Raw genomic sequence first — 22,818 nt, 5'->3', positions numbered from 1 at the left:
GGTCTGTCTGGTCGATGCCGTCGACGCTGGCCCCGGCACCGTGCGGCGGACAGGCCAGCAGACCGGCCGTATCCGGCCGGTGGCCGCGCTAGAGTCCCTCACCTGGGGGAATCGACCTGCCGGGGGAAGGCCTGACCTGTGACGACCAGTGAGTTCAGCGCCCTGTTGAAGCGGCTGCGGCGGGCGGCCGGGATGACCCAGGAGGCGTTGGCGGAGCGCGCCGGAGTGGGCGTGCGCACCATTCGCGGGCTGGAGACCGGCGAGCGCGCCGACCCCAGGGTGACCACGGTGCGCCTGCTGGCCGACGCGCTCGGGCTGAGCACCGAGGAACGTGAGGAGCTGCTGGCCGCTGCCGTCCGCCGGACCGGGGACGGCAGTCCGGAGGAACCGACCGCGCGCGCCGAGCCGGTTCCGGACGGCCGGCCGGAGTCGGCGTTGGACGAAACCCTGGCCGACGTGTCCGAGCAGCTGGCGCAGACGGTGGCCGCCCGCTGGCGGCGCGAGGAGGAGCAGCGGCAGGTCCACGATCCCTATCCGCTACCGGTGCGCTGGCGGCCGGTTGCCGAGGAGCTGACCGATCACTGGGCCAACATCCGCCGGCTGCCCGCCGGTGCTGCGCCCGGTCCGCTGGACCTGAGCGGACAACTGGACGAGATCGCGGGCGTGTACCGGCGAATCCCGTCCGGGCGGCTGGTGGTGCTGGGCCGTTCAGGGTCCGGGAAGACGATCCTCGCCGTGCGGTTCGTCCTCGACCACCTGACGTCGAGGAGCCGTACCGACGCCGTACCGGTGATCTTCAGCATCGGCTCGTGGGACCCGACCGCCGTGACGTTCCGGGACTGGCTGGCCGCGCAACTCACCCGCGATCACCCCGGACTCGCCGCCCCGGGGCCCGGCGGGTCGAGCCTGGCCGCCGCACTGGTCGAGACCGGCCGGGTGCTTCCCGTGCTGGACGGCTTCGACGAGATAGCCGGCGGACTGCGCCGTCCCGCGCTGGAGGCGCTCAACGCCACCACGCTTCCCCTGCTGCTGACGAGCCGTCCGTCCGAGTACGCCGCCGCGGTGGCGGAGACCGACGTGCTCACCTCCGCCGCCGCGGTGGAGCTGACCGACCTCACCCTGGGCGACCTGGCCGACTACCTGCCGCGCACCACGCGCAAGGCCCGTGGTGGGGCCCCCTCGGCGACCGCCTGGGATCCCGTACTGAACGAGCTGCGCGAACGGCCGCACAGCCAGGCCGGTGCCAACCTCGCCGCGGTGCTGACCACTCCGCTGATGGTCACCCTCGCCCGCGCCGTCTACAGCGACACCCCCGGCAAGGACCCGGCCTCGCTCCTGGAAACCCGGCGCTTTCGCGGCCCCGAGGAGCTGGAGGACCACCTCCTCGACAACTTCATCGCCACCGCCTACCGCCCCCGGCCCGAGCACCGCCCCGGCACCGCGCCGCGCCACGCCGTCGACCCCGAACGCGCCCAGTACTGGCTCGGCTATCTGGCCGACCACCTGACCCGGCTCGACACCCCCAACCTGGAGTGGTGGCGGCTCGGTCACGGGCTGCGCCGCACCACGCGCACGCTGGTGACCGCGCTGGCGACCTGCCTTGCCGTCGGGCTCGTCGACAGTGTCGTCGGCACCCTCTTCGACTCCCTCCCCTTCCAGCTCGCGGACGGGCTGGCGGCGGGGCTCCTCTCCGGGCTGCTGTTCGGCATCGCGTACTGGCTGCTGGTCGCGTCCGACGACATGGCCGTGGAGCCGTCCGGCATGCGCATGAAGCTGTTCGGCCGGGACGGGCGGGCCAGACGCAGGGCCCTCCCCCGACTGGTGATCGGGGTGGTGTGCGGGCTCGTGTTCGGCCTCTGCTACGGCTTCGTCCGCGGGCTGCTCAACGGCGTCCTCGCGCACGGCAGCCTCCCGACCGTCCTGGCCGTCGGCCTCGACGACGGCGTCGTCTACGGGCTCGTGTTCGCGCTGGGAGCCGGCCCCACCTTCGGCCTGCTGGCCCTCTTCGAAGCCCCCCTCGACATCCGGTCCGCCGTCAATCCGGTCAGCCTGCTGCGTACGAACTCCCGGACGGTCGCCACCCAACTCCTGCTCTGGTCCCCCACCTTCGGACTGCTGGTCGGCCTGGGATCCATGGCGGTGATCGGTCTCGTGGAGGCGGTCACCGGCCCGGTCGTCTGGAGTCTCACGGCCTCGCTCAAGCTCGGCCTCATCAGCGGGCTCGGCGGTGCCCTCGGCTATGCGCTGAGTCTGACCGCCTGGGGCCAGTGGGCGGTGTTCTCCCGGATCTGGCTGCCGCTGACCGGCCGGCTGCCCTGGTCGGTCGTCACCTTCCTCGAAGACGCCTACCAGCGCGGGGTGCTCCGTCAAGCCGGCGCGGTCTACCAGTTCCGCCACGCCCGGCTGCAACGCCACCTCGCCCGCGCCTACCGCTCACCCCGTGTCGCACCGCAGCCCAGGGGACGGGACGGCGCACGCCCGACCGACGCCTCGGGGTCAGCCTGACGAGACGGCTCCCCCGCCGGACGACGCCGGTCGGGACTTCTCAGCGGGGGCGCACAACTTCCAAGCGCCCTTTTCCTTGCGGAGGTAGACGGCCCTCGGCTTCTGGGCGGGCCTGGTCACCACGACACTCGCGATGTTCCCCTTGATCCGGACATCCGACGTCGTCACCGGTATCGGCTTCGAACGGGTATCGCGTTCGGCGTCGCCCGATGCGGCGTCATCGCCGGTGACGCCGCGGGCCTCTTCCCGGCAGAGCAGATCGACCATCCGGGGGGTGTCACCCCGATCGACCGCGAGGGCGAAGTCCGCGACCACCTTCTTTATCCTCGACTGCTCGCTGTCCCCCTGATCCGGGAGCAGGTATGCCGTCATGCCTCCGGCGGCGGCGAGCAGAGCGGCAGCCGCCGCGAGGTACCACCACTTCTTTCGACGGCCGGATGCCGTGCGGGAAGACGGCGGACCCCCCGGCATCGGCGGCGGTGCCCCGGCCCCCGGCGGATGAGGTGGCGGTTGGTTTCCTTGTGGGGGCCAGGGCGGCTGGTTTCCTTGTGGGGGCCAGGAAGGCTGCGGCTCCTGACCGGGCTGATGTGACATTTCCCTGCCTTTCCGATCAGGACGGTTCCTCGAAACGCGACATCAGCAGATCGTCCAGCTCCGGCCCGAAGTCCTTCGGGTCGACGTCCCCTTCATAGACCAGGGCGATCTTCCCCACTTCGAGATCCGGGGACAGGCAGTACTTGAGGAGGCCGCCGTCCGTCGTGATCTGCAGCAGGCGCGTCGACGAAATACGCGAGTCGCCCTCCCAGCCGGGGACGCCGTCGGGGAAGTCGGCCAGCCCGGCGATGGTGCCCATGTCGACGGGCCGCGCCACGCCGAACGCGTCCCTGCCCGCCGAGACGAACCCCGCGTGCACCTCGCGCAGGAACACCTTCGCCGCTTCCGGGAAGCTCTCCCAGAAATCCGGTTCCTGGAAGGTGCCGGGGTCGTAGCCGATCCAGGAGACCAGTTCGCCGTCGTCCGTCTCCAGTACGTAGACCAGTACCGGGGAGCCGTCGGTGATGCAGACGCGCACATCGACGCAGTGCTCGTCCAGTACCTCGGCGAACTCCGGCAGGAGGTCGAGGAAACCCTGGTTCCACAACGACAGTGCCGTTCGCCGGCGGTCCTCCGCTTCGGCCGACCGCACGATCGGCAGCCACTTCTCAGGGATCCGTGCGGTCTCATCCGAGTCGCCGCCGACAAACGTCAGCGACCAGTCCTCCAACGTAGCCGCGATTTCTGCAGGGCCCATGTCTAACCTCGATGCTGGCTCTTGAGCAGCTGGTCGATGATCCCCTGCAACTTCGTGCGGGTCTCACTCTCCAGCGCGATCTGTTCGTTTATCCACTTCGGATCGGCCCCCGACACATACGCCGCACTCCGTGATTGCTTCGATTCGTTCGCCGACTTCGACAGCCACTGAAAGTTCAGCGGGGCACGGGAGACCACGTACATGTTTTGCGGTGTGAGCCTCATAAAGCCTCGCAGCTGGACGAGCTCGGCCAACGGGATGATGTGGTCCGGCGAGACCGCGGAGTTCCCGGAGTTGAAGGACCCGATCGTACGGCCGGAAGCGGCCGGATATGCCGGATCGGGGGCCGTGGACGCCGGCCGCGCAACGCCGCGGAGCGGGATGTTCCCCACCTTGCCGGGATTGCCCTTGCGGAGGGCGTCGAAGACCGGGCGTATCGGGGAACTCTTGGGGACCTCCCAGTTCTTGCCCCTGGGCGGCGGCGCGGGTGCGGCCCAGTTCGCCGGAGCCTTCTCCCGGGCCTGCTCGATCTTGGACAGGGTCCGCCGGACCGGGGCCTTGAGGCCCAAGGGGCTCCCGCCCTCGGCTTCGAGCGCCCGCATCGCCTCCATACAGGCCCGCAGTTGGGCGACGACCGTGGCCCTGCGAGCCTCCAGAAGCGACTTCTCCGCGTTGTACGCCGACGCGGCCAGGGATTGCGCCGGCATCCGGAAGACATGCGGTTTGGCGTTGTGCGCCCGTATGTCCGCCCCGACTTGCCGAGCCGCCGCGACCTGCCCCGAGCACAGATCAACGGGCCGGACCGGTTTCGCCGCCGCCGGGGAGACGAACCCGAGCAGTGCGACCAGCACCACCAGCGCGACGAGGAGTCGCTTGAATCTGCGTGACACGCCCATGCGTTCGCCCATCGTCGTGATCCGGCGCCTATCGGCGCGGGAGTTCCCCATGCCGACGCGCCTTCCGTCCCTCGCCGTTCCCTTGCCTGCGAGCGGTTCTCGGTGGTGACCGGCCCACCATTACGGGAGGCGCTGAAATACCGATGAAATCTCGCTGATGAGCGGGGCCAGGACCCTGGCACGGCTCAGGCTGGGCGCGGAGCGGCGTTCGGGGACGACTCCAGCAACCGAGGCGGAAACGCCGCAGCTGTACGGCGCAACTACCGGGCGCTGAAAGCGCACAACGCCGGACAGGCGGGGATCCAGGGAGGGTGGGAGCAGGGTCACCCTGCCACCGCCTTCCCTATGCATGCGGGGCGGCTGCCGTCACTTCCACAACTCGCCGCCCTGAGCGGGGACTTCCCGTCCCCGCAGGGCGGCGTAGTTCCCCAGGGCACGCACCAGGATCTTGGTGATGGACTCCGTCAGCAAGGGATCAAGCCGGCGCCACGCGGCGTCGACGTGGGCCTTCGCCTCTTCGTAGCAGACTTGCACGGCGCCGCAGCCGGTGACGGCGGTGGCGACCTCGCGCACCGTCGCCGCATCCGCTCCACCGCCGCGCACGGACCTCCACAGCCGGGAGATCTCCCCGGCCGGCAGCAGGGAGACGGAGCGGGCGAGCGGCATGGTGACCTTGCCGGCCCGGAGATCCTCCCCGCAGTGCTTGCGGTGTGCGCCCTGCGGGGCGGGAATCGTCGCGCCGTGCAGGTCGAGGAGGTCGTCGGTGATCTGATAGGCCGTGCCGACGGCTTCGAAGTACTCGCCCAGAGCGTCGATCCGCGGGGCGTCGCCTCTGGCGATCAGGCCTCCGATCTCGGCGAAGGCGCGGGCCGGCACCCCGGTCTTGAACCGGTGCGCCGCCTGGATGCGGGACAGCAGCGCGGTCGGATCGTGTGCGGCGACCGCCTGGTCCATCGCTTCGGTGTGGCCTGCTATGTCGACCGCCTGGCCGCCGTGCGCCGCCCGCAGGGTCCGTATCCACCGCTGGTAGACGCCCAGGCGCAGGGCGTCGTCATCGGGCACGACGTCCTCGATGACGCGGTCGAGGACGTAGTACGCGGCGGTGCCGGCGTTGATCGCGGTCGGCACGCCGTAGACGGTGTGCACGGCGGGAACGCCCCTCCGGGAGGTCGAACCGTCCTGCACGTCGTCGATCGCCAGATTCGCGCTGTGGATCACCTCGACGACCGCCAGCAACGGGGCGTAGGGGCCGCTGGAGACTCCGAGCAGCTCCATCGCCGCGCAGCACACGAACGTCCGCCAGCCCCTGCCCCCGGGGTCCGTGAGGTGGCGGATGGGCCGCACCATGGTCTCGTGCACCGTCGTATCGGGCATGCCGTCCGTCGGGGTGCCGCAGCCACCGAGGAGCGAGGCCGTCAAGGCCGGTGAGGGTCGGTCCGGGTAGAGCAGGTCCACCTCGCGCCGGGTGACCTTCTGGAGCCGTCCCAGATATTCCTCGATGTCGGTGACCTTCTGGGCGGGCAGCACTTCCACCCAGGCCCGTCCCCGGACCGGCCGACCGCCCAGGGTGCCCCGCACCTCGGCGTCCGTGCAGAGCAGCCCCCAGCCGAACAGCAGGCTCCGGATGTCCTGGTCCACGTGCGCCGTGACCGTGAGCTGCGCGTCCACTTCCGGGAGCCGGACCTCCCAGGACGTCGGATAGGTGTTCAGCGTGGCGAGCGAGGTCCACGAGGACGATTCCGCGAGGTGCGGCCGGGCACGGTTGACGGTCCCGTCAGGACTCATGGCACCCGCCGCCGTAAGGCGGTCGGTGACACGACGGGAGACCACGTCCTGGACCCGGACGTCTCCGACGCAGAGGTCCCAGCCGCCGTCCAACTCGATGTCCAGCCGGCTCCAGCCGGCATCGACCGTCGTCCTCCCGCCGGTCATCCGCGGAAGGTCGGCGCCGGTGGTGTGGTCGTACCATCCGCTGCCCGACACCGCCATCGGCCGCTCGCCCGGTACGGCGATCACGCCCCGTACGCCGCAGCGCGGTCGGCAATGGCCGCCCAGGTCGCCAAGGCCCCTGTGCGGGAGAGCTGCCCGGGTGGGCGCGACGACCAGGTCCAGTCGGAGGCCGTCCTCCTCCAGCACGGTGAGCCGGTACGAGCCGTCGGCGGTCTCCTGCAGGGCGGCCACACCGCCGTATTCGAGCCCCACTCGCCCCATGGCGGCGACCGCGACCGGCCCGGGTAGCAGCCGGTCGGGAGGCACCGGCGTCCCGTCCGCCAACGCCTCCGCCAGCGCCGCCCCCACCCGCGGGTCCATTGCCCCGTCGGCCTCGACGACCGACCGCAGCATCGCCACCGCCTGGCCGTCCATCCAGGTGCGGACAGCCGGCTCCCGTTCACCGACGCGCGACCGGGACCACAACAACGCGTGCCACGGGACCGATGTACCACCGTCCGCCGCGTCCACACCCCGTAGGAACATCACCGCGAACGTGGACGACTCGCCGGCCTCCCCGGCCAGCCGACCTCGCAGGGCCCACCGCTCCAGCATGCTCCCCCCAACGGCACACCGACACCCGGCCACGGTGAGCGGCCCAAGGAACCCAGTGCCTGCTTCAGGCGTACCAGGAAACCGCCACCGGCCAGGCGAGTTGCCCACCGGCATCCGTCAGCAAACCGCCCTCACAGGTGAACCGCCCACCCCGGCCCCACCCCCCAGGCCACGCAAGCACCCGCAGACACAGCACCTGCTGACGCAGGGGCGCAAGTCCGGCTCCGACTCCGGCTCCAGACCGTCTCCGACTCCGTTCGGGACCGTCTCCGGCTCCTACTCCGACTTATCCCCATCCGGGTTGACGCCCTGACAGATACGTCCTCGATCCGCGATCGTAGGCTGCATGAACTCCGATGAAACCGAGATGCGTGAAGCGGTCCGCGAGCTGGCCGACGCATTGGAGACGATGCTCAACCTGATCAAGGCTGACGCGCTCCCCACCACCCCCGAAGCGCACAGCCTCTTCCAGAAGGCGGGGGCCTTCCTCGACGAGTCGACCCACCGGATCAGCGCCTCGGACCGACCGGAGGAGATCCTCTCCCTGGCCACCGCGCTCAACCGGCTGGTCGTCTCGGTGCGGGAGCAGATCCTCGACGACGCCGTCGCCGCCTCGCCCGCCCCCGACCACCCGACCATGTGAACACTCCGCACGGAAAGCGAAAATCGAAGCCGGTAACCCCAACTTCGGTACCCCGCCCGCGAGCTGAGCCGCTTCATGGCTCGCTGAACGGATATCCGGCCATGATCAACGAGCCATGAGGTGAAGGCTCATCCGCGCTCGCGCAGATACGCTTCCAGCGCGGCGGCCCCGGTCAGCATCGCCCGCCCGCGGGCGGACAGCCTCCCGTGCCAGTCGCGCAGGGCGGCTTCCAGCGGCTCCAGCCCGCCGGCCGCCCGTACTTGGGCGAGCAGCGGGGCGATCTGCTCCAGCAGGTAGCCGCCCCGCCTGAGCTGGTGGGCCAGCCGGGCGTCCCGTACGTCGGCCTCGTCGTAGACGCGGTAGCCGGTCCGCGGATCGCGGCGCGGGCGCACCAGCCCGGCGCGCTCCCATTTGCGCAGCGTCGCGGGCCGGATGCCGAGATTCCCCGCCAGCGGGCCGATGAACGTGCCGCCGGGCCCGGACGGCACGAGCGGCTCGGAACCCGCAGCAGGCCCGGAGGCCGTCGTGGGCTCCAGGTCGCGCAGGGCGCTCTCGACGGCCTGGAGGGTGCGGCGGTCGTCGAGGAGCTGGGCGTGGCTCTCGTCGATGAGGCGGAACGCCTCCTCGACCGTGCCCCCGTTCACCGCCCGCATGATCGACGCCGCCGTCTGGTGGCCGTGGCCGGGCAGCAGGGCGAGGAACGCGCGCAGCGCTTCCGCGTGCAGCGAGGTGTAGGTGCGGTAGCCGTGGGGTGTGCGACCGGCGGCCGGAAGGATGCCGGCCTCCTCGTAGTTCCTGATCGCCTGCGTGGACAGACCGTGCCCGCGCGCCAGATCAACCGGCCGGAGGCGTTCGCCGCTTTGAAGGTTTCGTCCCATGAGGCCGCCGATATCGTGGAAAAGTTTCAACCGAGGGTTCAACGATACCGTTGAAGGCATGGCTACTGACATCAAGGACACCGTCCATGCCGTCGAGGCCGCTGCCGTCATGGGGCTGCTCCCGGCCCGGCCGCGGCTGCTCGCCCTGGGCGAGCCCACCCACGGCGAGGACACCCTGCTCGACCTGCGCAACGAGCTCTTCCAACAGCTCGTCGAGCAGGAGGGCTACCGGACGATCACGATCGAGAGCGACTGCCTGATGGGCCTGGTCGTGGACGACTACGTCACCTCGGGCACCGGCACCCTCGACGAGGTCATGGAGCACGGGTTCAGCCACGGCTTCGGCGCGTCCGCGGCCAACCGCGAGCTGGTGCGCTGGATGCGCGCCTACAACGACGGCCGCCCCGCGCCCGAGCAGCTCCGCTTCGGCGGTTTCGACGGCCCGCTGGAGATCACCGGCGCCGCGAGCCCCCGACAGGCCCTCGCCGCACTCCACGGCTACCTCGCGGCTCAGGTGGACGCGGACCTGCTCCCCTGCACCGCGGAGAGGCTCGACCGTCTGCTCGGCGCCGACGACCGCTGGACGGGTCCCGCCGCGATGATGGACCCGGCCCAGTCCGTGGGGCGGTCGACCGAGGCCAGGGAGCTGCGGCTGCTCGCCGACGATCTGGTGGCGCTGCTCGACGCGCAGACCCCGCACCTGATCACGGCGACCTCGCGGGGCGACTGGGACCGGGCGCGCCTGTACGGGCGTACCGCCACCGGCCTGCTGCGCTACCACTTCTGGATGGCCGACACCTCACCGGCCCGTATGACGTGGCTGGTGAGCCTGCGGGACCGGATGATGGCCGACAACCTCCTCGCCCTCGCCGAACGGGGCCCGGCGCTGGTCCACGCCCACAACGCCCATCTCCAGCGGGACAAGAGCTCGATGCGGATGGGTGACCAGCGGCTGGAGTGGTGGAGCGCCGGAGCGCTCGCCGGCGCCCACCTGGGCGAGGGGTATGCCTTCCTGGCCACGGCCCTCGGCACGATCCGGCACCACGGAGTGGACACCCCGCCGCCGGACACCCTCGAAGGTCTCCTGTACGCCCTCCCGGAGGACCGCTGCCTCGTCGACGCCCCCCGGCTGACCACGGCGTTCGGCGACACGCGGCCCGCTCCCCACGTGTCGCCGTACTTCGGCTACTTCCCACTCGACCCGGCCCACCTGGCCGGATACGACGGGATCGTGTTCATCAAGGACGTCCCGCAGAGTGAGGACCTGTCCGATGGGTCATGACCGGGTGGCGAAGTCCTGGGTCCACCAAGGGCCGTTGGAGCTGAGGTTGACGCCCACGCCGGTGAACTTGTAGGAGCAGTTGAGGATGTTGGACCGGTGCCCCGGGCTGTCCATCCAGCCCCTCAGCGCCGTGGCCGGATCCTTGGGGCTCTTGAAGATGTTCTCGGCCCAGCTGCTCCACCGGAATCCGGCATGGGTCATCCGGGTTCCGGGGTCGACGCCTTCGGGGGTGCTGTGCTCGTAGTAGTCGCGGGCCGCCATGTCGTCCGAGTGTGCCTGCGCCGCGTTCTGCAGCCGGGGGTCGACGGTGAGCGGGCCGCAGCCGTGTCGGGCCCGCTGGTCGTTGACCAGGTCGACGACCTTCTGGGCGAACCGCGCGGCGGTGCCGGTCGCGGCCCGTGGTGCGGCGGGGGCGTCGGCTCTCGCCCCGGCCTCCGTGCGGGAGGTGCGGGGCGGCGTGTTCGCGGTCGTCTTGGAGCCGCTCTCGGGGCGGGCCTTGCGCGGCCGTTGGGGGGCGTGCCGCTTGCCGTGCCGTTCGGTGTCGGAGGGGGAGGCGGACGCCTTGTGGCGGTGGGGCGAGGGGGAGGCACTGCGCGCTGCCGACGGGGCGGAGGCGGTCTCCGTGGGCGGCGCCGCCATGGACCGATTCGCCGCGAGCTCCTGGTCGGGGCCGGAGCCAGGGCGTATCAGCGCCAGGGAGCAGCAGCCCGCGGCGAGCGCGGCCGCCACCGCCAGCAGCATGGCCCTCCGCCGGGGACGGGGACCGCTGCTGACGGCGCGGTGGGTTCCGCCCCGCTGCGCAGTCCGCCCGTGCCGGCCGCCGGGCCCGGGCGCGGTGGAGCGGCGGTGCGAGGCGGGCTCGCCGGTTCGGCGTCCGGTTCCGGTCGACATCCCGTCGCGCGGTACTGCCGACCGGTGTGCGTCGTCGTTGTTCATGGTGTCGTTTCCTGTGCAGCCGTGGGGCCTGCAGAGCCGTGGCCCGTAGGGGATATGGGTCCGTACGGCCCACCGCGCGGGGCGGGCCACGCAAGGGAGACCCCGGGTGACGGCGCCGGATAACGAAAAGTGCTCCGCGTATGTCGTACGGCCCCGCCGCGGCCATGCGCCGGCGATGTCCGCACGGCAGTGACGTCAAGGGCAGAGGTTGCCAGAGTCAGCCAAAAGCGGTAATGGCCCCATACCAACCCAGCGCATATCATCTACGCCATGGCGCCCCCTTGCGTCCCTGACGCCACCGCCGAGGCCAATCGCGCGATACGCGACTTCATGGCCGCCCGCATCGGTCGGCCGCTATGGCCCGAGGAGCAGGACGAGTACGAGCACCTGCTTGCCACATGGGCCGCGGCCGTCCACAGCAACGAGAAAGGCTGATAGACCGACCCGCCCTCCAGGCCGCGGCGCAGCACCCGATGGGCGCGGCGCTGCGACCGGGGGGCGGGAACTCATCTTCGACCAACTGCGTGCAAGGCCGGCTCCCTTGGCGCTAGACCCTGACCCGTCGGACAGGCCCAAGTGGTTCACACAGGAGCGGTGAAGGCATCCATCTGTTCCAGTTCGGCGAGTACGGGGGCGGCTCCGTCCTCCGCGGCGAGGTGGGAGGCGATCGTCCGGGCCCGTTGGGTGAAGGCCTGTCCCTCCACGACGTCGCGCAGCAGGTCGGCCAGGCGAGCGGCCGTCAACTGGCGGCGGGGAATCGGGGCGGGGGCGACTTCCATGGCGACCAGTCGGGAGGCCCAGTAGAACTGGTCGAAGTGGACCGGTACGGGAACGGCCGGCACCCCGGCCTTGAGGCCCGCGCCCGTGGTGCCCGCGCCTGCGTGGTGCACCACTGCGGCCATACGGGGGAAGAGCCAGTCGTGCGGGACTTCGGAGACGGTGAGGACATCGTCGCCGGCCATGTGGATCCCCAGCCAGCCCGACTGGACCACGGCGCGCAGCCGTGCCCTGCGCAGCGCCTGGACGAGCAGTCTGCTCAACTGCTCCGCGTCTCCCATGGCCATGCTGCCGAATCCGATGAACACCGGTTTGCTGCCGGAGTTCAGAAAGTCGACCAGTCGATCGTCCGGGCGCCAGCCGTCGGGGCGGGGCGGCCACCAGTATCCGCAGGTCCGCTGTCGCCCGGACGAATAGCCGACCGGCGGCACCATCATGGGGCTGTAGCCGTGGCACACCGTCTCGGTGCGCAGGGCCCGTAGGGCGCGTCGGGTCGCCTGTTCGGGGAGTCCGAGGTCCTGCTGCAGCACGTGCAGAGACGGTGCGATATTGAGGCCCGCGCTCTTGGCCACGGCGGCCTCGGCGATCCGGTCGCGGCGGCGGCTGGGCACGACGCCGCTGAGACCGAACCGGACGACCGAACGCATCGGCTGGAGGTAGGTGCCCAGGCAGCGCGCCCCCACGCCTTCGGCGACGAACGCGCAGATCGGATGGGTCACCAAATTGGTCAGGAGGACGTCCACCCCGCCTCGGGAGGCGTCCAGGATCCCCTGTGCGATCTGCGGGAGGAGGTTGCGTCGAATCTCTCGGAGCAGACGGCGCGGGGGCGTGGGGCCGATGTCGTTCGACATGAAGTCCAGCGGGTCCAGCGGCAGGGTCCGGCAGTCCAGCCGGTGCGCGCGGACCGCGTCTTCGAAGCGCGCATGGCACGCCACGGTCACCTCGTGGCCGGCAGCCTTCAACCGCCTGCCCAGCCCGAGGTACGGAGCCACGTCACCCCAGGTGCCGGGGCTTGGAATAAGAACTCGCACAGCTCGCCTCGCCAGGTCGTCCTGCTGCCGGGTGGTGGTCCGCAGCACCACACATCGCTTCGGAAAGGATGACCGTTGCGCACCGGGAAGCGGCAGTGACACACAGGCAGCTGCCTGAAAGGCGGTCAGGAATCTCCGCGCTCCGTCGCGGCACGCGCCTCACCGCCCCATGGCCCACGGGATCGAGGCTAACGCGATGCGCCGGGTGCGACGCGGAGATTCGGTTGTGCTGTCCGGGTGGTTGTGAGCCGGACGGCGCCCTCGGGGCCGACGAGCAGGCCGGTGAACCGGTACGGCCTGCTCGTCGGCGGCCTCGGGGGCCTCAGCTGCTGGTCAGGGTGCGACCGAGGAGGGGGAGCAGGCGGTCCCAGTGGCGTTGCAGTGCCGAGGGGTTGAAGGCGTCGGTGTCGGACATGGTGAAGCCGTGGACGGTGCCGGGGTAGATCTCGGAGGTGTAGTCGACACCCGCGGCGTCCAGGGCCTGGTTGAGCTCGCCGAGGGTCTCGGGCGTCAGGTCGGTTTCGGCGTGGCCGAAGTGGACCTGGGCGGTGAGCTTGGAGAGGCTGTCGGGCCCGTCGGCGCCCACGGGGCCGTGGAACGCGGCGACGGCGGCCACCCGGCCGGGGTGGGCCGTGGCGGTGCGCATCGCCAGGAGGCCGCCTATGCAGTAACCGGTCACCGCGACCGGTCCGGCGCCGACCTCGGGCTGGGCGGTGAGGAACCTGAGGTAGGCGTCGGCGTCGCTCAGGACGCGTTCGGCGGTGTGCGCCTCGACCAAGGGCATCACCTGGGCGATGACCGCGGGCCGGGCCTCTTCTCCGATGTGCTCGGGAAGTTCGATCAGCGGTGCCGGGCCGTGCCGGTAGAAGAAGTTGGGGACGAGCACGTAGTACCCGTGCCCGGCCAGTTCGCGGGCCATCTCCCGCAGTACGGGCCGGATGCCGAAGGCGTCCCCGTACATCAGCACGCCTGGGTGCCGCTCGCCGTCGTCGGGGTAGGCGGCGAAGGCGTCGGCACGGCCGTCCGTGGTGGGAATCTGCAGCGACTTGATCTCGGTGGGAATGGCGGATGTTCCTTCCTGAAGTTCGCCGAGGCAACGTTAGTCTCACCAACGTTCTCGGCACGGGCGAACGTACATCGTTAGTCTCACTAACGCAACGGGTAGGATCGGCGCCATGATCAGAGCCGAAGCCGCGGACCTGCCCGACGACGACGCGCCCAAGACGCCCGACAGGCTGCGTCGACGGGCGAGCCGTCTGTTGTCGCAGCTGACCGCGCGCTCGGACCGGCTGATCAACGAAGGGCTGGCCCGGATCGACGCCCGCAAGTGGCACTACGCGGTGCTCGCCTCACTGCAGGATTTCGGGCCGGGCAGCCAGGCGGCGCTGAGCACACGCACCGGCATCTACCGCAGCGACATGGTCGGCGTGCTCAACGAACTGGCCGAGCGTGACCTCGTCGAGCGGGCGCCCGACCCCGACGACCGGCGCCGCAACATCATCACGATCTCCGCCCTGGGCCGCCGCCGCCTGCGCCGCCTCGACAAGGTCCTGGACGACCTCCACGACGACCTGCTCGCGCCACTGAGTCCGGCCGAACGCGACCAGTTCGTGCACTTGCTCACCCGCTTGCTGGACCACCACACCCAGGCCTCCTGACCCGCTGAGCCCTGGCCGGCCTTCCCGGCCGACCCGGTCACACGTCGACCTGGGCCAGCCGGGCAGCGCAGTGACCTGCCCCGCGGCTTCCGGGCGGTCCCTGTCCGGGGGTGCCTCACCGAACGGATCACCGGGCGGCGCCGGTCCCTGCCGTAGGTGTGTCTGCCCCCACCGAAGGCAGATAGCGCGGCGCTCGCCAGGCGTCGAGTCGGTGCTCCACCGCGGCCCCCAGCGACAGGAGTTCGGCGTCCTCGCGGTCACCCGCCATCAGGAGCAGCCCCACGGGCAGCTCGTCGACGAACCCGGCGGGCACCGACAAGGACGGGTAACCGGCCACGGCCGCGGGGGTCGAGGACGGGATGACGTCGTTGTCGCCCCGCGCGCAGTCCGTCGTCCAGGCGGGCGGGTTCGTCGGCGAGGCGATGGCGTCCAGCCGATGGGCGGCCATGGTCTCGTCCAAGGAGCGCCGGGCGAGGTCCGTCAACTCGGCACGCCTGGCCCGATACTCCGGGTCGGTGGTGGAAGGCGCGACGAGGGCCCGCTCGAACAGCTCCTGACCGGCGAAACAGGTGCGCTCCGCCGGGTGGGAACGGTTGAACTCGATCAGCCCGGCGAGGTTTTGCGGCCCGTCGCGCGTGCCGAGGTAGGCATCGATGTCCCGGTGGAACTCGCTCAGCAGCGCCGGGAATTCGAGTGCGGCGAGACGCTTCTGGTACGGGGGTGTCACCTCGACGACCTCGGCTCCCGCGGTGCGCAGCTTCGCCGCGGTACGGGTCATCAGCGCATCCACCTCCGCACCGAGCGAGGGCAGTCGCCACAGGCCGATCCGTTTGCCGCGCAGGCCGGTGGAGCGCGTCAGCTCGTCGGGGAGGCCTCCTGGACCGCCCGGGTGCGAGGTGTCCCTTCCGCTGAGCACCGAGAGGGTGAGCGCGGTGTCGATCACGTTGCGCGCCATGGGCCCCGCGGTGTCCTGCTCGGCGGAGATCGGGACCACACCGGCCCGGCTGACGAGGCCGAGGCTGGGTTTGTGGCCGACCACCCCGTTCATCCCGGCCGGGCACACGATGGAGCCGTCCGTCTCGGTCCCGATCGCCACCTGCGCCAACGACGCGGCGAGCGCGGCGGCCGAACCGGAGGAGGACCCGCACGGATTCCGGTCCAGGACATAGGGGTTGTGGGTCTGGCCACCCACCGCCGACCACCCTGAAGTCGGCTTCGCCGCACGGAAGTTCGCCCACTCGGACAGGTTGGTCTTGCCGAGGATCACCGCCCCGGCCTCCCGCAGCCGGGCCACCAGGACGGCGTCGGCGTCCGGTGGGCTGCCGGCCAACGCCAGCGACCCGGCAGTCGTGGGCATGTCCCGGGTGTGCACGTTGTCCTTGAGCAGGACGGGTATGCCGTCGAGCGGGCCGCGGGTGGCGCCGCTCCGATGCCTGGCGTCGCTGGCGGCCGCCTGGCGCAGGGCCGTCGGGTCGGTGCGCAGCACCGCGTTGATCTCGGGGTCGACGGTCCTGATCCGCCACAGATAGGCCGTGGTCAGTGCCGACGAGGTCAGCGAGCCGTCCGCCATGCGCGCCTGCAGCCGAGGGATCGTCACGGTGTCGAGATCGACGCCCAGTTGTGGGGCCCGGCCGGCTGGTGGCGGGGTATCGGCGCCGGATCCCGCGGCCTGCGCACGCGGGCCCGGTGCGCCGGTGCACAGGGAAACCGCGACCAGGGCAGTGATCAGCGTGGCGGTGCTCCGCTTCCTCATGCTCCTCATGAGGTCAGCCGACTACAGGCCGGCGGCCCGGAACAAGAGCCTTTCGCGCCGCCGTCCCTCGCGCTCTCCGGACCTGCCCGTAGCCGGGGCCCCATGCCCCGCGGTGAGCCGGTCCGGAACTTTCCATCGCGCCGATCGCCTCGCGGTGTTCCCCGGATTCGAACACCCGAGGCGGATGATTCTTCGAATTATCGACTCTCTGTTCGTGCTTATTCCGGACGGGACGGATATCTCCGTTCCCGGCACTGGGCAGGTCGCCGAAAAAACGTTATTTCGCGAACTCACTACCCGCACCCGTCGAGGGCGCAAGGGCGCAAGGGGACGCCCAGCTGTAGTGCACCGGAATTGCACGCCCTCTGAGTACCACTCAATGCCGTAAGCCCGTCGTTGTTTTTTTGAGGTTTTCCTACTTATCGTTGTGCCGCGGATTTCACCGCTCGCAATTTCCGTCCCGGGAGTTGCTCGAAATCCGCTGCACAGGCGCCTGTTGTGTACACCGTCCCCAGGAAAAAGGAGAACGATCATGACGTACGAGCGCCCCACCCTCACCAAGGCCGGCAGCTTCCGCAAGGTCACCGGCCTCAAGAACACCGGCCCGAAGGACGTCCTCGGCGGCAAGCAGCTCCTCTGACCGAGGCCACCCGCGACCGCTGAGCGGTCCGGGGCGCAGCGTGCACCGGACCCAGCCGCCGAGCCGGGCCGGTCATCGGGTGGCGGCAGCCGGCCGCCACCCGTTCTCTGTTCCGCCTCTCTGTTCCGAGTGTCACCGACCGAAGGCCGTAGCCCATGGACCAGTCCTTGTCGCTCCAGGTCGTACCCTCCTGGTTCGTCGTCCTGCCCGACACCGACGCGGCCGGGGCTCTCGCTGTCAAGGCGCTCTCCTACGCGGACCGGAGCCTGACCCATGCATCGGGCCGCCCCTGGCTGGTGGGCCGATGGGCACCGGGGACAGTTGTGACGGGGACGTACGGGGGGACGCGGGTCGCGGTGCTCGGGGAGCATGCCGTCACCGCGCGGGAGGCGGAGCGGGCCGCGGCGGCGGCTGACGCCGGCCCGCCGACGCCATGGGACCGCGCGGCCGACTGGCCCGGCAGTTTCCATCTGGTCGTCAGCGGCGGGGACCGGGTATCGGTGCGGGCCGGCGTGGTCGACCTGCGCCGGGTGTTCCACACCCGGGCCGAGACGTCTGGCCGCGGACCGGTGAGCCTGGCGTCCGACCGGGCCGATGTCCTCGCCGAGCTGGTCGGTGCCGAACTGGACGAGCGCCGCATCGCACTTGAGATGCTCGGTGCACCGTACCCCCGCGCGGGCGACCCACTGTGGCGCGGTCTGCACGCCGTACCGGCCGGGCACTGTCTGACGATCCACCACGACGCCCGGGTCCACACCAGGCGGTGGTGGTCACCGCCCGACCCCGTCGTCCCCCTCGCCGTCGGCGCCGGGCGCCTGAGAGAGGCCCTCGACGAAGCGATCGAGGTGCGAATCCGCGGGCGCGACCTGGTGACGTCGGACCTGGGCGGGCTGGACTCCACGGCCGTGTGCTGTACGGCGGCACGCTCGGGGACCCGAGTCGTCGCCTACACCGCCGGGATCCACGACGAGGCCGGCGACGACGTGTACTGGGCCAGGCGGACCGTCGAGGCGCTGCACGGCATCGAACACCACATCATCCCGGCCCAGGACGTGGCCATGACCTTCGACAGGATCGATGCCCTGGAGGACGTCCTGGACACGCCCAGCATCCTCACCGTCGACCGCAACCGCCGTATGGGCATCGTGGAACTGGCGGCGGCCCGTGGTTCCGGCCTCCATCTCACCGGCCTGGGCGGCGACGAACTGCTGGCCGGTACGCCCGCCCGTCTGCATGCGCTGCTGCGCACCCATCCCCTCGTCGCCTGGCAGGCGGTACGGGGGTACGCCGCCAAATACCGATGGTCGCGACGCGGCGTACTGCGCCAGCTCCTGGACCGCAGCCCCTACCGGACGTGGCTTCGGCGGGTGGCACGCGATCTGACCGAACCGGCGGTACCTGAAGGCGAGCCGTTGCTCGGCTGGGCGGTTCCGCCCCGGATGCCGCCCTGGGCCACCCCGGACGCCGTCCGCACGGTACGCGAGCTGCTCTGTGCGGAGCTGTCCGACGTCCGGCCCCGGGGCCGGGGACATGGCGAACACCGCGAGCTGGTCGCGATGGACGGCATCTCCCAATGGACGCGGCACATCGGTCAGATGGCCGCCCCACTGGGCATCGGCGTCAGCGCGCCCTACTACGACGCCCGCGTCATCGAGGCGGCCCTCGCCGTCCGACCGCAGGAGCGGATCACGCCGTGGCGGTACAAGCCGCTCATCGTCGAGGCCATGCGCGGAGTCGTGCCGGAGGCCAGCCGCACTCGCGACACCAAGGCGAACGCCACGTACGAGGAGGAAGCGGGTCTGCGCGAGCACCGCAAGGGCCTGTTGACGCTGTGCGAGGACTCCCGGCTCGCCCGGCTCGGTCTCGTCGACGAGCGGATCCTGCGCGAATGGTGCCGTCGTGCTCTGGCCGCGGAGACGGAGAGCTATCGGCTGCACCCGACCATCGCCTGCGAAGTCTGGCTGCGCTCCCGGGAGTTGACACCGTCGACCATCGGCCGGGCAGCAACGCGACACGGCCGGGAACCCGCCCCCGCCAGCCCGTCGGCCCTGCCCACCGCCCACCGCGAGACCTGAGAGTGGTGAATTCCGTGTTTGCCCTGAAGCCCGGTGTCCTGCTGACCGAGACCGAGTACGGTGTGGCGCTGCTGGACCAGGAGAGCGCCGAGTACTGGACACTCAATCCGACGGCCGCCCTCGTTCTGCAGACCCTCACGGAGGGCTACGGCCCCGAGCGTGCGGTGGAGATCCTGACCGCGCGCTACGACAACGTCGATGTCGAGCTGGCCACGGAGGACGTCGGCCGCATCGTCGACGAGCTGCGCTCGGCCGGACTCGTCACGTCCTGAGCGCAGCGGGCCCGGAACCTGCCGGTGCACAAGCCATTCGGCCGGCCCCACCGCTCCGCCCGTCGGATCCACCCGTGCCATCGGGGCCATCCGGCGACTTCGTCCGTCCAGGCCCGGCCGACCCGGGCCTGTCTGCCCAGACCGGAGAGCCACGCATGTCGACGCCGGAAGTGGTCCCGTACCGCCCGCGCTCCGTTCCACCGGCCCGCCGTTTCCTGGCTCGGGTGGTGGTGTGCGGTGCCCATCTGCTCGCCACCCAGCCACCCGGCCGTATTCGCGCCGTCCTGCGCCGGCTGCGCCGCGGCGCGAGGCCCGCAACCCTCGCCGAGGCGAGCACGGCGCGGGAGACGGTGCTCGCCGTGAGTCTCGCCGCGGGAGGCCACAAAGGGTGCCTGACCAGGTCTCTGGCCACCGTCCTGCTGTGCCGTTGGTACGGCCAGTGGCCCGTCTGGTGCGTGGGCGTGCGCAGCCGCCCGCCGTTCGCGGCGCACGCCTGGGTGGAGGCCGAGGGGGTCCTGGTCGGCGAGGGCGCCTCGGCCGACTACTTCCAGCGCTTCTTCACCGTGGAGTGAACCGATGACCGCGGCACCCTCCGTCGAGACCCCTCGCACCGGCCCCGGCGGCCGCTCCCGGACGGGTGGGAACCCGGTCGGCGCGAGGTCGGGGCACCGGGCCCTCGCGGCGCATCTGCGCCGGCAGCGCGGGCGGATGGCCGTGGGCGTCGGACTGGGGCTCGCGGGCAGCGTCATGGGGCTCGCCCAACCGCTGGCGGCCAAGCGGGTGATGGACGGTATGAGCCGTGGGCAGCCCGAGGCCTGGCCGGTCATCGTGCTCAGTCTGCTGGTGGTGGCCGGGGCGCTCCTCGTAGGGCTGGGGCACTATGTGCTGCAGTGGTCGTCCGAGTCGATGGTGTACACCGCTCGGCGCCGGCTGACCGAGCGGCTTCTGCGGCTGCGGGTGCCGGTGGTGGAGAGCACCGAGCCGGGCGATCTGATCGCCCGCGTGACCTCCGATACGGCGGTGCTGCGCCAGGCCGTTCCCCAGGCGGTGTCCGCGGCGGTCACCGGCACCCTGGTCACCGCGGCGACGGTCGTCATGATGGGGCTGCTCGACGCCGTGCTGCTGTGCGTCACCCTCGCGGTGATCGCCGTCGTCGCGGTCATCGTCGCGGTCGTGGCCCCGCGGATCGGCCGCGCCACCCGGCGCACCCAGGAGTCGGTGGGACAGATCGGAGCCGCACTGGAGCGGGTCTTCGGAGCGTTCCGTACGGTCAAGGCGTCGGGCGCCGAACGCCGGGAGGCCGCGGCGCTGCACCGGGTGGCAGAGGAAGCCCGCCGGACCGGGGTACGGGCCGCGGCGTGGGAAGCGGTGTCGGCGACGGCCTCGGCGGTCGTCGTCCAGGTCAGTTTCCTCGTCGTCCTCGGGGTGGGGGGCGCCCGCGTCTCCTCCGGCGCCATCAGCGTCTCCACGCTCGTCGCCTTCCTCCTCTACCTCTTCGCGCTGGCTCCTCGCATCGGCCAACTGGCCGAGGGCGTCGGCCAGTTCCAGGTCGGATCGGCGGCGGCCGCCCGTATCGAACACATCGAGCGGCTGGACGTCGAGAAGCTGGAAGCGGAGCCCGTACGAGAGCGGGAAGCGACGCACGGAAAGGCGGCCTCCGAATGCGGCGGGCGACCCGTCGGCGTGGCGTTCCATCAGGTGTGCTTCGCCTACCGCCCCGGACTGCCCCTCGTCCACCACGAGGTCACCTTCTCCGTTCCCCCGCGCGGGCTGACCGCTTTCGTCGGCCCGTCCGGCGCCGGCAAGACCACGGTCTTCTCCCTGATCGAGCGCTTCTACGAGCCTGCGGCCGGTCGCGTGCTCCTGGACGGTGAGGACGTACGGCGGTGGTCTCTGCCCCGGCTTCGCGCATCGATCGGCTATGTCGAGCAGGACGTCCCCGTCCTCGCCGGCACCCTGCGCGACAACCTGACCCTGGGCACCGTCGAGCCCGGCGACGAGGAACTCGCCCGGGTCCTGCGGATGGCCCGCCTGGATGTACTGACCGACCGTCTGCCGCGCGGTCTGGACACCGACGTCGGCCATCGGGGCAGCCGGCTCTCCGGTGGCGAGCGACAGCGTGTCGCGATCGCCCGCGCCTTGTTGCGTCGGCCGAGGCTGCTGCTGCTGGACGAGGCAACCTCCCAGCTCGACGCGGCCAACGAGGCGGCGTTGCGCGACGCGATCACCGAGACCGCCCTCGACACGACGGTGTTGGTGGTCGCCCACCGGCTTTCCACCGTGACCAGCGCGGACCGGATCGTGGTGATGGAGGCGGGTCGGGTACGGGCGGTCGGCACCCATGCCCAGCTCATGGAAGGCGATGCCCTTTACGGTGAGCTGGCGCGCACTCAGCTGCTCGGTCGGTAGTTGCCGTTCTGGGCAGCCGTGCTACCTGGGCGGACGAAGAAGCCGCTGGTGCACAGCCCCCTAGGGGGTGGCTGTGCACCAGGCACCGCACTCGTCCTGGATGCCGGGGAAGAGTTCGACGCGCAGGTCGTCGCCTTCGTGGATGACGTAGGTGGGGCCGGTCCGGTGGTTCCAGCCGAGGGGGAGGAGGTAGTAGCGGCCGTCGCGTTCGATGAGGCGGCGCAGGCCGGTGTATCGGTAGCGGTAGTGGACCTTGGTGCCCAGGTCCGACACCTCCACGCCGGGCCCGGCCAGGCTGAGCCGGTCGGTGCTCAGGAGGACGACGGCGGGCCGGCGCACGAGGTTCGCGGCGGCCTGCCGGGCCTCCCGCTCGCCCAGCCCGGCGGTGCCCAGGCTGAGCCCCCACATCACCAGCAGACCGGCCGTGAAGACCGGTACCGCCCGATTCCACACTCTGGGCAGCACGGGATGGGAGGGCACCGCGATGCCCTCGTCGGTGTCGGGCGGTACCGCGGTGTTCCCGTCTCCGGCCCGGCTACGGGCCCATGGGATCTGGCCGAGGAGCACGCCGGCTCCCAGCACGAGCGGCGCCGTCCATCTGAAGCCGCCGAGCCAGGACCAGAGGAGCAGGAGCACCAGGCCGGCTCCGACGATGCAGAGGTGAGCCCGGGCGACGGCTCGCAGGGCGCGCTGCAGTGCGCGGATGAGGCGTTCCTGGTGCGTCTGGTCGGTTTCCGGCTGCGCGGCCCGTGCGGGGGCTGGGGTCGTAGCCAAGTGACGGAGTATCAGGACCGTGAGGACACAGACGATCGCCAGTGGAGCGGTGACGACATTGAGGCTCTGGATCGCCGTCTCCGCGAATCCGAAGCCGAGGTTGAAGGAGTCGACGCGAAAGTAGCTGTAGTAGGCCGTCAGATAGACCGCGCCCAGGAAGTACATGACGGCCACGAGGAAGGAGGCCTGGGCGATGACGCCGCCGAGGAGGGAGGTCGCCGTACGTTCCTCGCCGGCGGGGGTGGAAGGGGCCGAGGGTGGCGCGGAGGGCGGGGGCGCCGGGTCACCGCTCATGTGCCGGACGGCGAGGGGCAGGTCCCGCTCGGCGAGGGGGTGTTGTCCGGGGAGGCCGGGCCCGTCGCCTCGGGCGGGGAGGGTGAGTTCGTCGCCTCGGACGGGGAGGGCGAGCCGCCGGAGGGCGGGCAGGTCTCGCCGCCCGTCTGGCCTTCGCTGC

The 22,818-nt window shown here is 71.2% G+C and carries 20 protein-coding genes; 10 read left to right on the top strand and 10 right to left on the bottom strand.

Annotated elements, in window-relative coordinates; genetic code table 11:
- Window positions 1–138 precede the first annotated feature (138 nt).
- Window positions 139–2,505, top strand: coding sequence for a helix-turn-helix domain-containing protein (locus ACZ5XZ_RS01760; RefSeq protein WP_468973515.1), 2,367 nt, complete (start codon window positions 139–141; stop codon window positions 2,503–2,505).
- Here the strand turns inward: ACZ5XZ_RS01760 and ACZ5XZ_RS01755 are convergent.
- The 4 genes from ACZ5XZ_RS01755 to ACZ5XZ_RS01740 form a co-directional block, all read right to left on the bottom strand.
- On the bottom strand, window positions 2,497–2,976 hold the full coding sequence (locus tag ACZ5XZ_RS01755) for an Rv0361 family membrane protein (RefSeq protein WP_468973513.1): 480 nt from the start codon (window positions 2,974–2,976) through the stop codon (window positions 2,497–2,499). The genes ACZ5XZ_RS01760 and ACZ5XZ_RS01755 overlap by 9 nt on opposite strands.
- A gap of 139 nt (window positions 2,977–3,115) precedes the next feature.
- Window positions 3,116–3,796 carry a hypothetical protein gene (locus ACZ5XZ_RS01750; protein ID WP_468973512.1) on the bottom strand — a complete coding sequence of 227 codons (681 nt, stop codon included), beginning with the start codon at window positions 3,794–3,796 and terminating at the stop codon, window positions 3,116–3,118.
- A 2-nt stretch (window positions 3,797–3,798) separates the two neighbouring features.
- Window positions 3,799–4,743: a hypothetical protein gene (locus tag ACZ5XZ_RS01745; protein WP_468973510.1), complete on the bottom strand. Its 945-nt coding sequence runs from the start codon at window positions 4,741–4,743 to the stop codon at window positions 3,799–3,801.
- 315 nt (window positions 4,744–5,058) lie between these two features.
- Window positions 5,059–7,236, bottom strand: coding sequence for a polyprenyl synthetase family protein (locus ACZ5XZ_RS01740; RefSeq protein WP_468973508.1), 2,178 nt, complete (start codon window positions 7,234–7,236; stop codon window positions 5,059–5,061).
- Window positions 7,237–7,582: 346 nt separating this feature from the next.
- On the opposite strand from ACZ5XZ_RS01740, the gene ACZ5XZ_RS01735 reads away from it, so the two are divergent.
- A complete protein-coding gene (locus ACZ5XZ_RS01735) occupies window positions 7,583–7,879 on the top strand; it encodes a hypothetical protein (RefSeq protein ID WP_468973506.1) in 297 nt (98 codons plus the stop codon).
- A 128-nt stretch (window positions 7,880–8,007) separates the two neighbouring features.
- Here the strand turns inward: ACZ5XZ_RS01735 and ACZ5XZ_RS01730 are convergent, their stop codons facing one another.
- Window positions 8,008–8,757 (bottom strand): TioE family transcriptional regulator, encoded by a 750-nt coding sequence (locus ACZ5XZ_RS01730; RefSeq protein WP_468973504.1) that lies wholly within the window; start codon window positions 8,755–8,757, stop codon window positions 8,008–8,010.
- Window positions 8,758–8,815: 58 nt separating this feature from the next.
- On the opposite strand from ACZ5XZ_RS01730, the gene ACZ5XZ_RS01725 reads away from it, so the two are divergent.
- Complete coding sequence (locus ACZ5XZ_RS01725) at window positions 8,816–10,039, top strand: erythromycin esterase family protein (RefSeq protein WP_468973502.1); 1,224 nt, start codon at window positions 8,816–8,818, stop codon at window positions 10,037–10,039.
- Here ACZ5XZ_RS01725 and ACZ5XZ_RS01720 read toward each other — a convergent pair.
- Window positions 10,034–10,975, bottom strand: coding sequence for a CAP domain-containing protein (locus ACZ5XZ_RS01720; protein ID WP_468973500.1), 942 nt, complete (start codon window positions 10,973–10,975; stop codon window positions 10,034–10,036). The genes ACZ5XZ_RS01725 and ACZ5XZ_RS01720 overlap by 6 nt on opposite strands.
- Before the next feature lie 270 nt (window positions 10,976–11,245).
- Between ACZ5XZ_RS01720 and ACZ5XZ_RS01715 the strand changes: the two genes are divergently transcribed.
- Window positions 11,246–11,410, top strand: coding sequence for a hypothetical protein (locus tag ACZ5XZ_RS01715; protein WP_468973498.1), 165 nt, complete (start codon window positions 11,246–11,248; stop codon window positions 11,408–11,410).
- 146 nt (window positions 11,411–11,556) lie between these two features.
- Here ACZ5XZ_RS01715 and ACZ5XZ_RS01710 read toward each other — a convergent pair whose 3' ends face one another.
- Both ACZ5XZ_RS01710 and ACZ5XZ_RS01705 read right to left on the bottom strand, forming a co-directional pair.
- A complete protein-coding gene (locus ACZ5XZ_RS01710) occupies window positions 11,557–12,783 on the bottom strand; it encodes a glycosyltransferase (RefSeq protein WP_468974153.1) in 1,227 nt (408 codons plus the stop codon).
- 322 nt (window positions 12,784–13,105) lie between these two features.
- The gene (locus tag ACZ5XZ_RS01705; protein ID WP_468974151.1) at window positions 13,106–13,846 is read right to left on the bottom strand and encodes a dienelactone hydrolase family protein; all 741 of its coding nucleotides are present in this window, start codon (window positions 13,844–13,846) and stop codon (window positions 13,106–13,108) included.
- A gap of 112 nt (window positions 13,847–13,958) precedes the next feature.
- Here ACZ5XZ_RS01705 and ACZ5XZ_RS01700 point away from each other — a divergent pair, with 112 nt between their 5' ends.
- Window positions 13,959–14,441: a MarR family winged helix-turn-helix transcriptional regulator gene (locus ACZ5XZ_RS01700; RefSeq protein ID WP_468973496.1), complete on the top strand. Its 483-nt coding sequence runs from the start codon at window positions 13,959–13,961 to the stop codon at window positions 14,439–14,441.
- A 127-nt stretch (window positions 14,442–14,568) separates the two neighbouring features.
- Here ACZ5XZ_RS01700 and ACZ5XZ_RS01695 read toward each other — a convergent pair whose 3' ends face one another.
- Window positions 14,569–16,194, bottom strand: a complete 1,626-nt coding sequence (locus ACZ5XZ_RS01695; protein WP_468973494.1) for an amidase — start codon at window positions 16,192–16,194, stop codon at window positions 14,569–14,571.
- Window positions 16,195–16,726: 532 nt separating this feature from the next.
- Here ACZ5XZ_RS01695 and ACZ5XZ_RS01690 point away from each other — a divergent pair.
- From ACZ5XZ_RS01690 to ACZ5XZ_RS01670, 5 genes are all read left to right on the top strand, one after another.
- Complete coding sequence (locus tag ACZ5XZ_RS01690; protein WP_468973492.1) at window positions 16,727–16,834, top strand: keywimysin-related RiPP; 108 nt, start codon at window positions 16,727–16,729, stop codon at window positions 16,832–16,834.
- A gap of 155 nt (window positions 16,835–16,989) precedes the next feature.
- Window positions 16,990–18,909, top strand: a complete 1,920-nt coding sequence (locus ACZ5XZ_RS01685) for a lasso peptide isopeptide bond-forming cyclase (protein ID WP_468973490.1) — start codon at window positions 16,990–16,992, stop codon at window positions 18,907–18,909.
- Between the two features lie 14 nt (window positions 18,910–18,923).
- Entirely contained in the window at window positions 18,924–19,181 is a 258-nt protein-coding gene (locus tag ACZ5XZ_RS01680) for a lasso peptide biosynthesis PqqD family chaperone (protein ID WP_468973488.1), read from the top strand.
- Window positions 19,182–19,336: 155 nt separating this feature from the next.
- Entirely contained in the window at window positions 19,337–19,753 is a 417-nt protein-coding gene (locus tag ACZ5XZ_RS01675; RefSeq protein ID WP_468973486.1) for a lasso peptide biosynthesis B2 protein, read from the top strand.
- A 4-nt stretch (window positions 19,754–19,757) separates the two neighbouring features.
- Window positions 19,758–21,590 carry an ABC transporter ATP-binding protein gene (locus ACZ5XZ_RS01670; RefSeq protein ID WP_468973484.1) on the top strand — a complete coding sequence of 611 codons (1,833 nt, stop codon included), beginning with the start codon at window positions 19,758–19,760 and terminating at the stop codon, window positions 21,588–21,590.
- Window positions 21,591–21,650: 60 nt separating this feature from the next.
- Here the strand turns inward: ACZ5XZ_RS01670 and ACZ5XZ_RS01665 are convergent, their stop codons facing one another.
- Complete coding sequence (locus tag ACZ5XZ_RS01665; RefSeq protein WP_468973482.1) at window positions 21,651–22,658, bottom strand: hypothetical protein; 1,008 nt, start codon at window positions 22,656–22,658, stop codon at window positions 21,651–21,653.
- Window positions 22,659–22,818: the final 160 nt, after the last annotated feature.

Source organism: Streptomyces sp. NPDC033270 (genome assembly GCF_055576575.1).
This window is presented reverse-complemented; position numbering and strand designations above follow the sequence as displayed.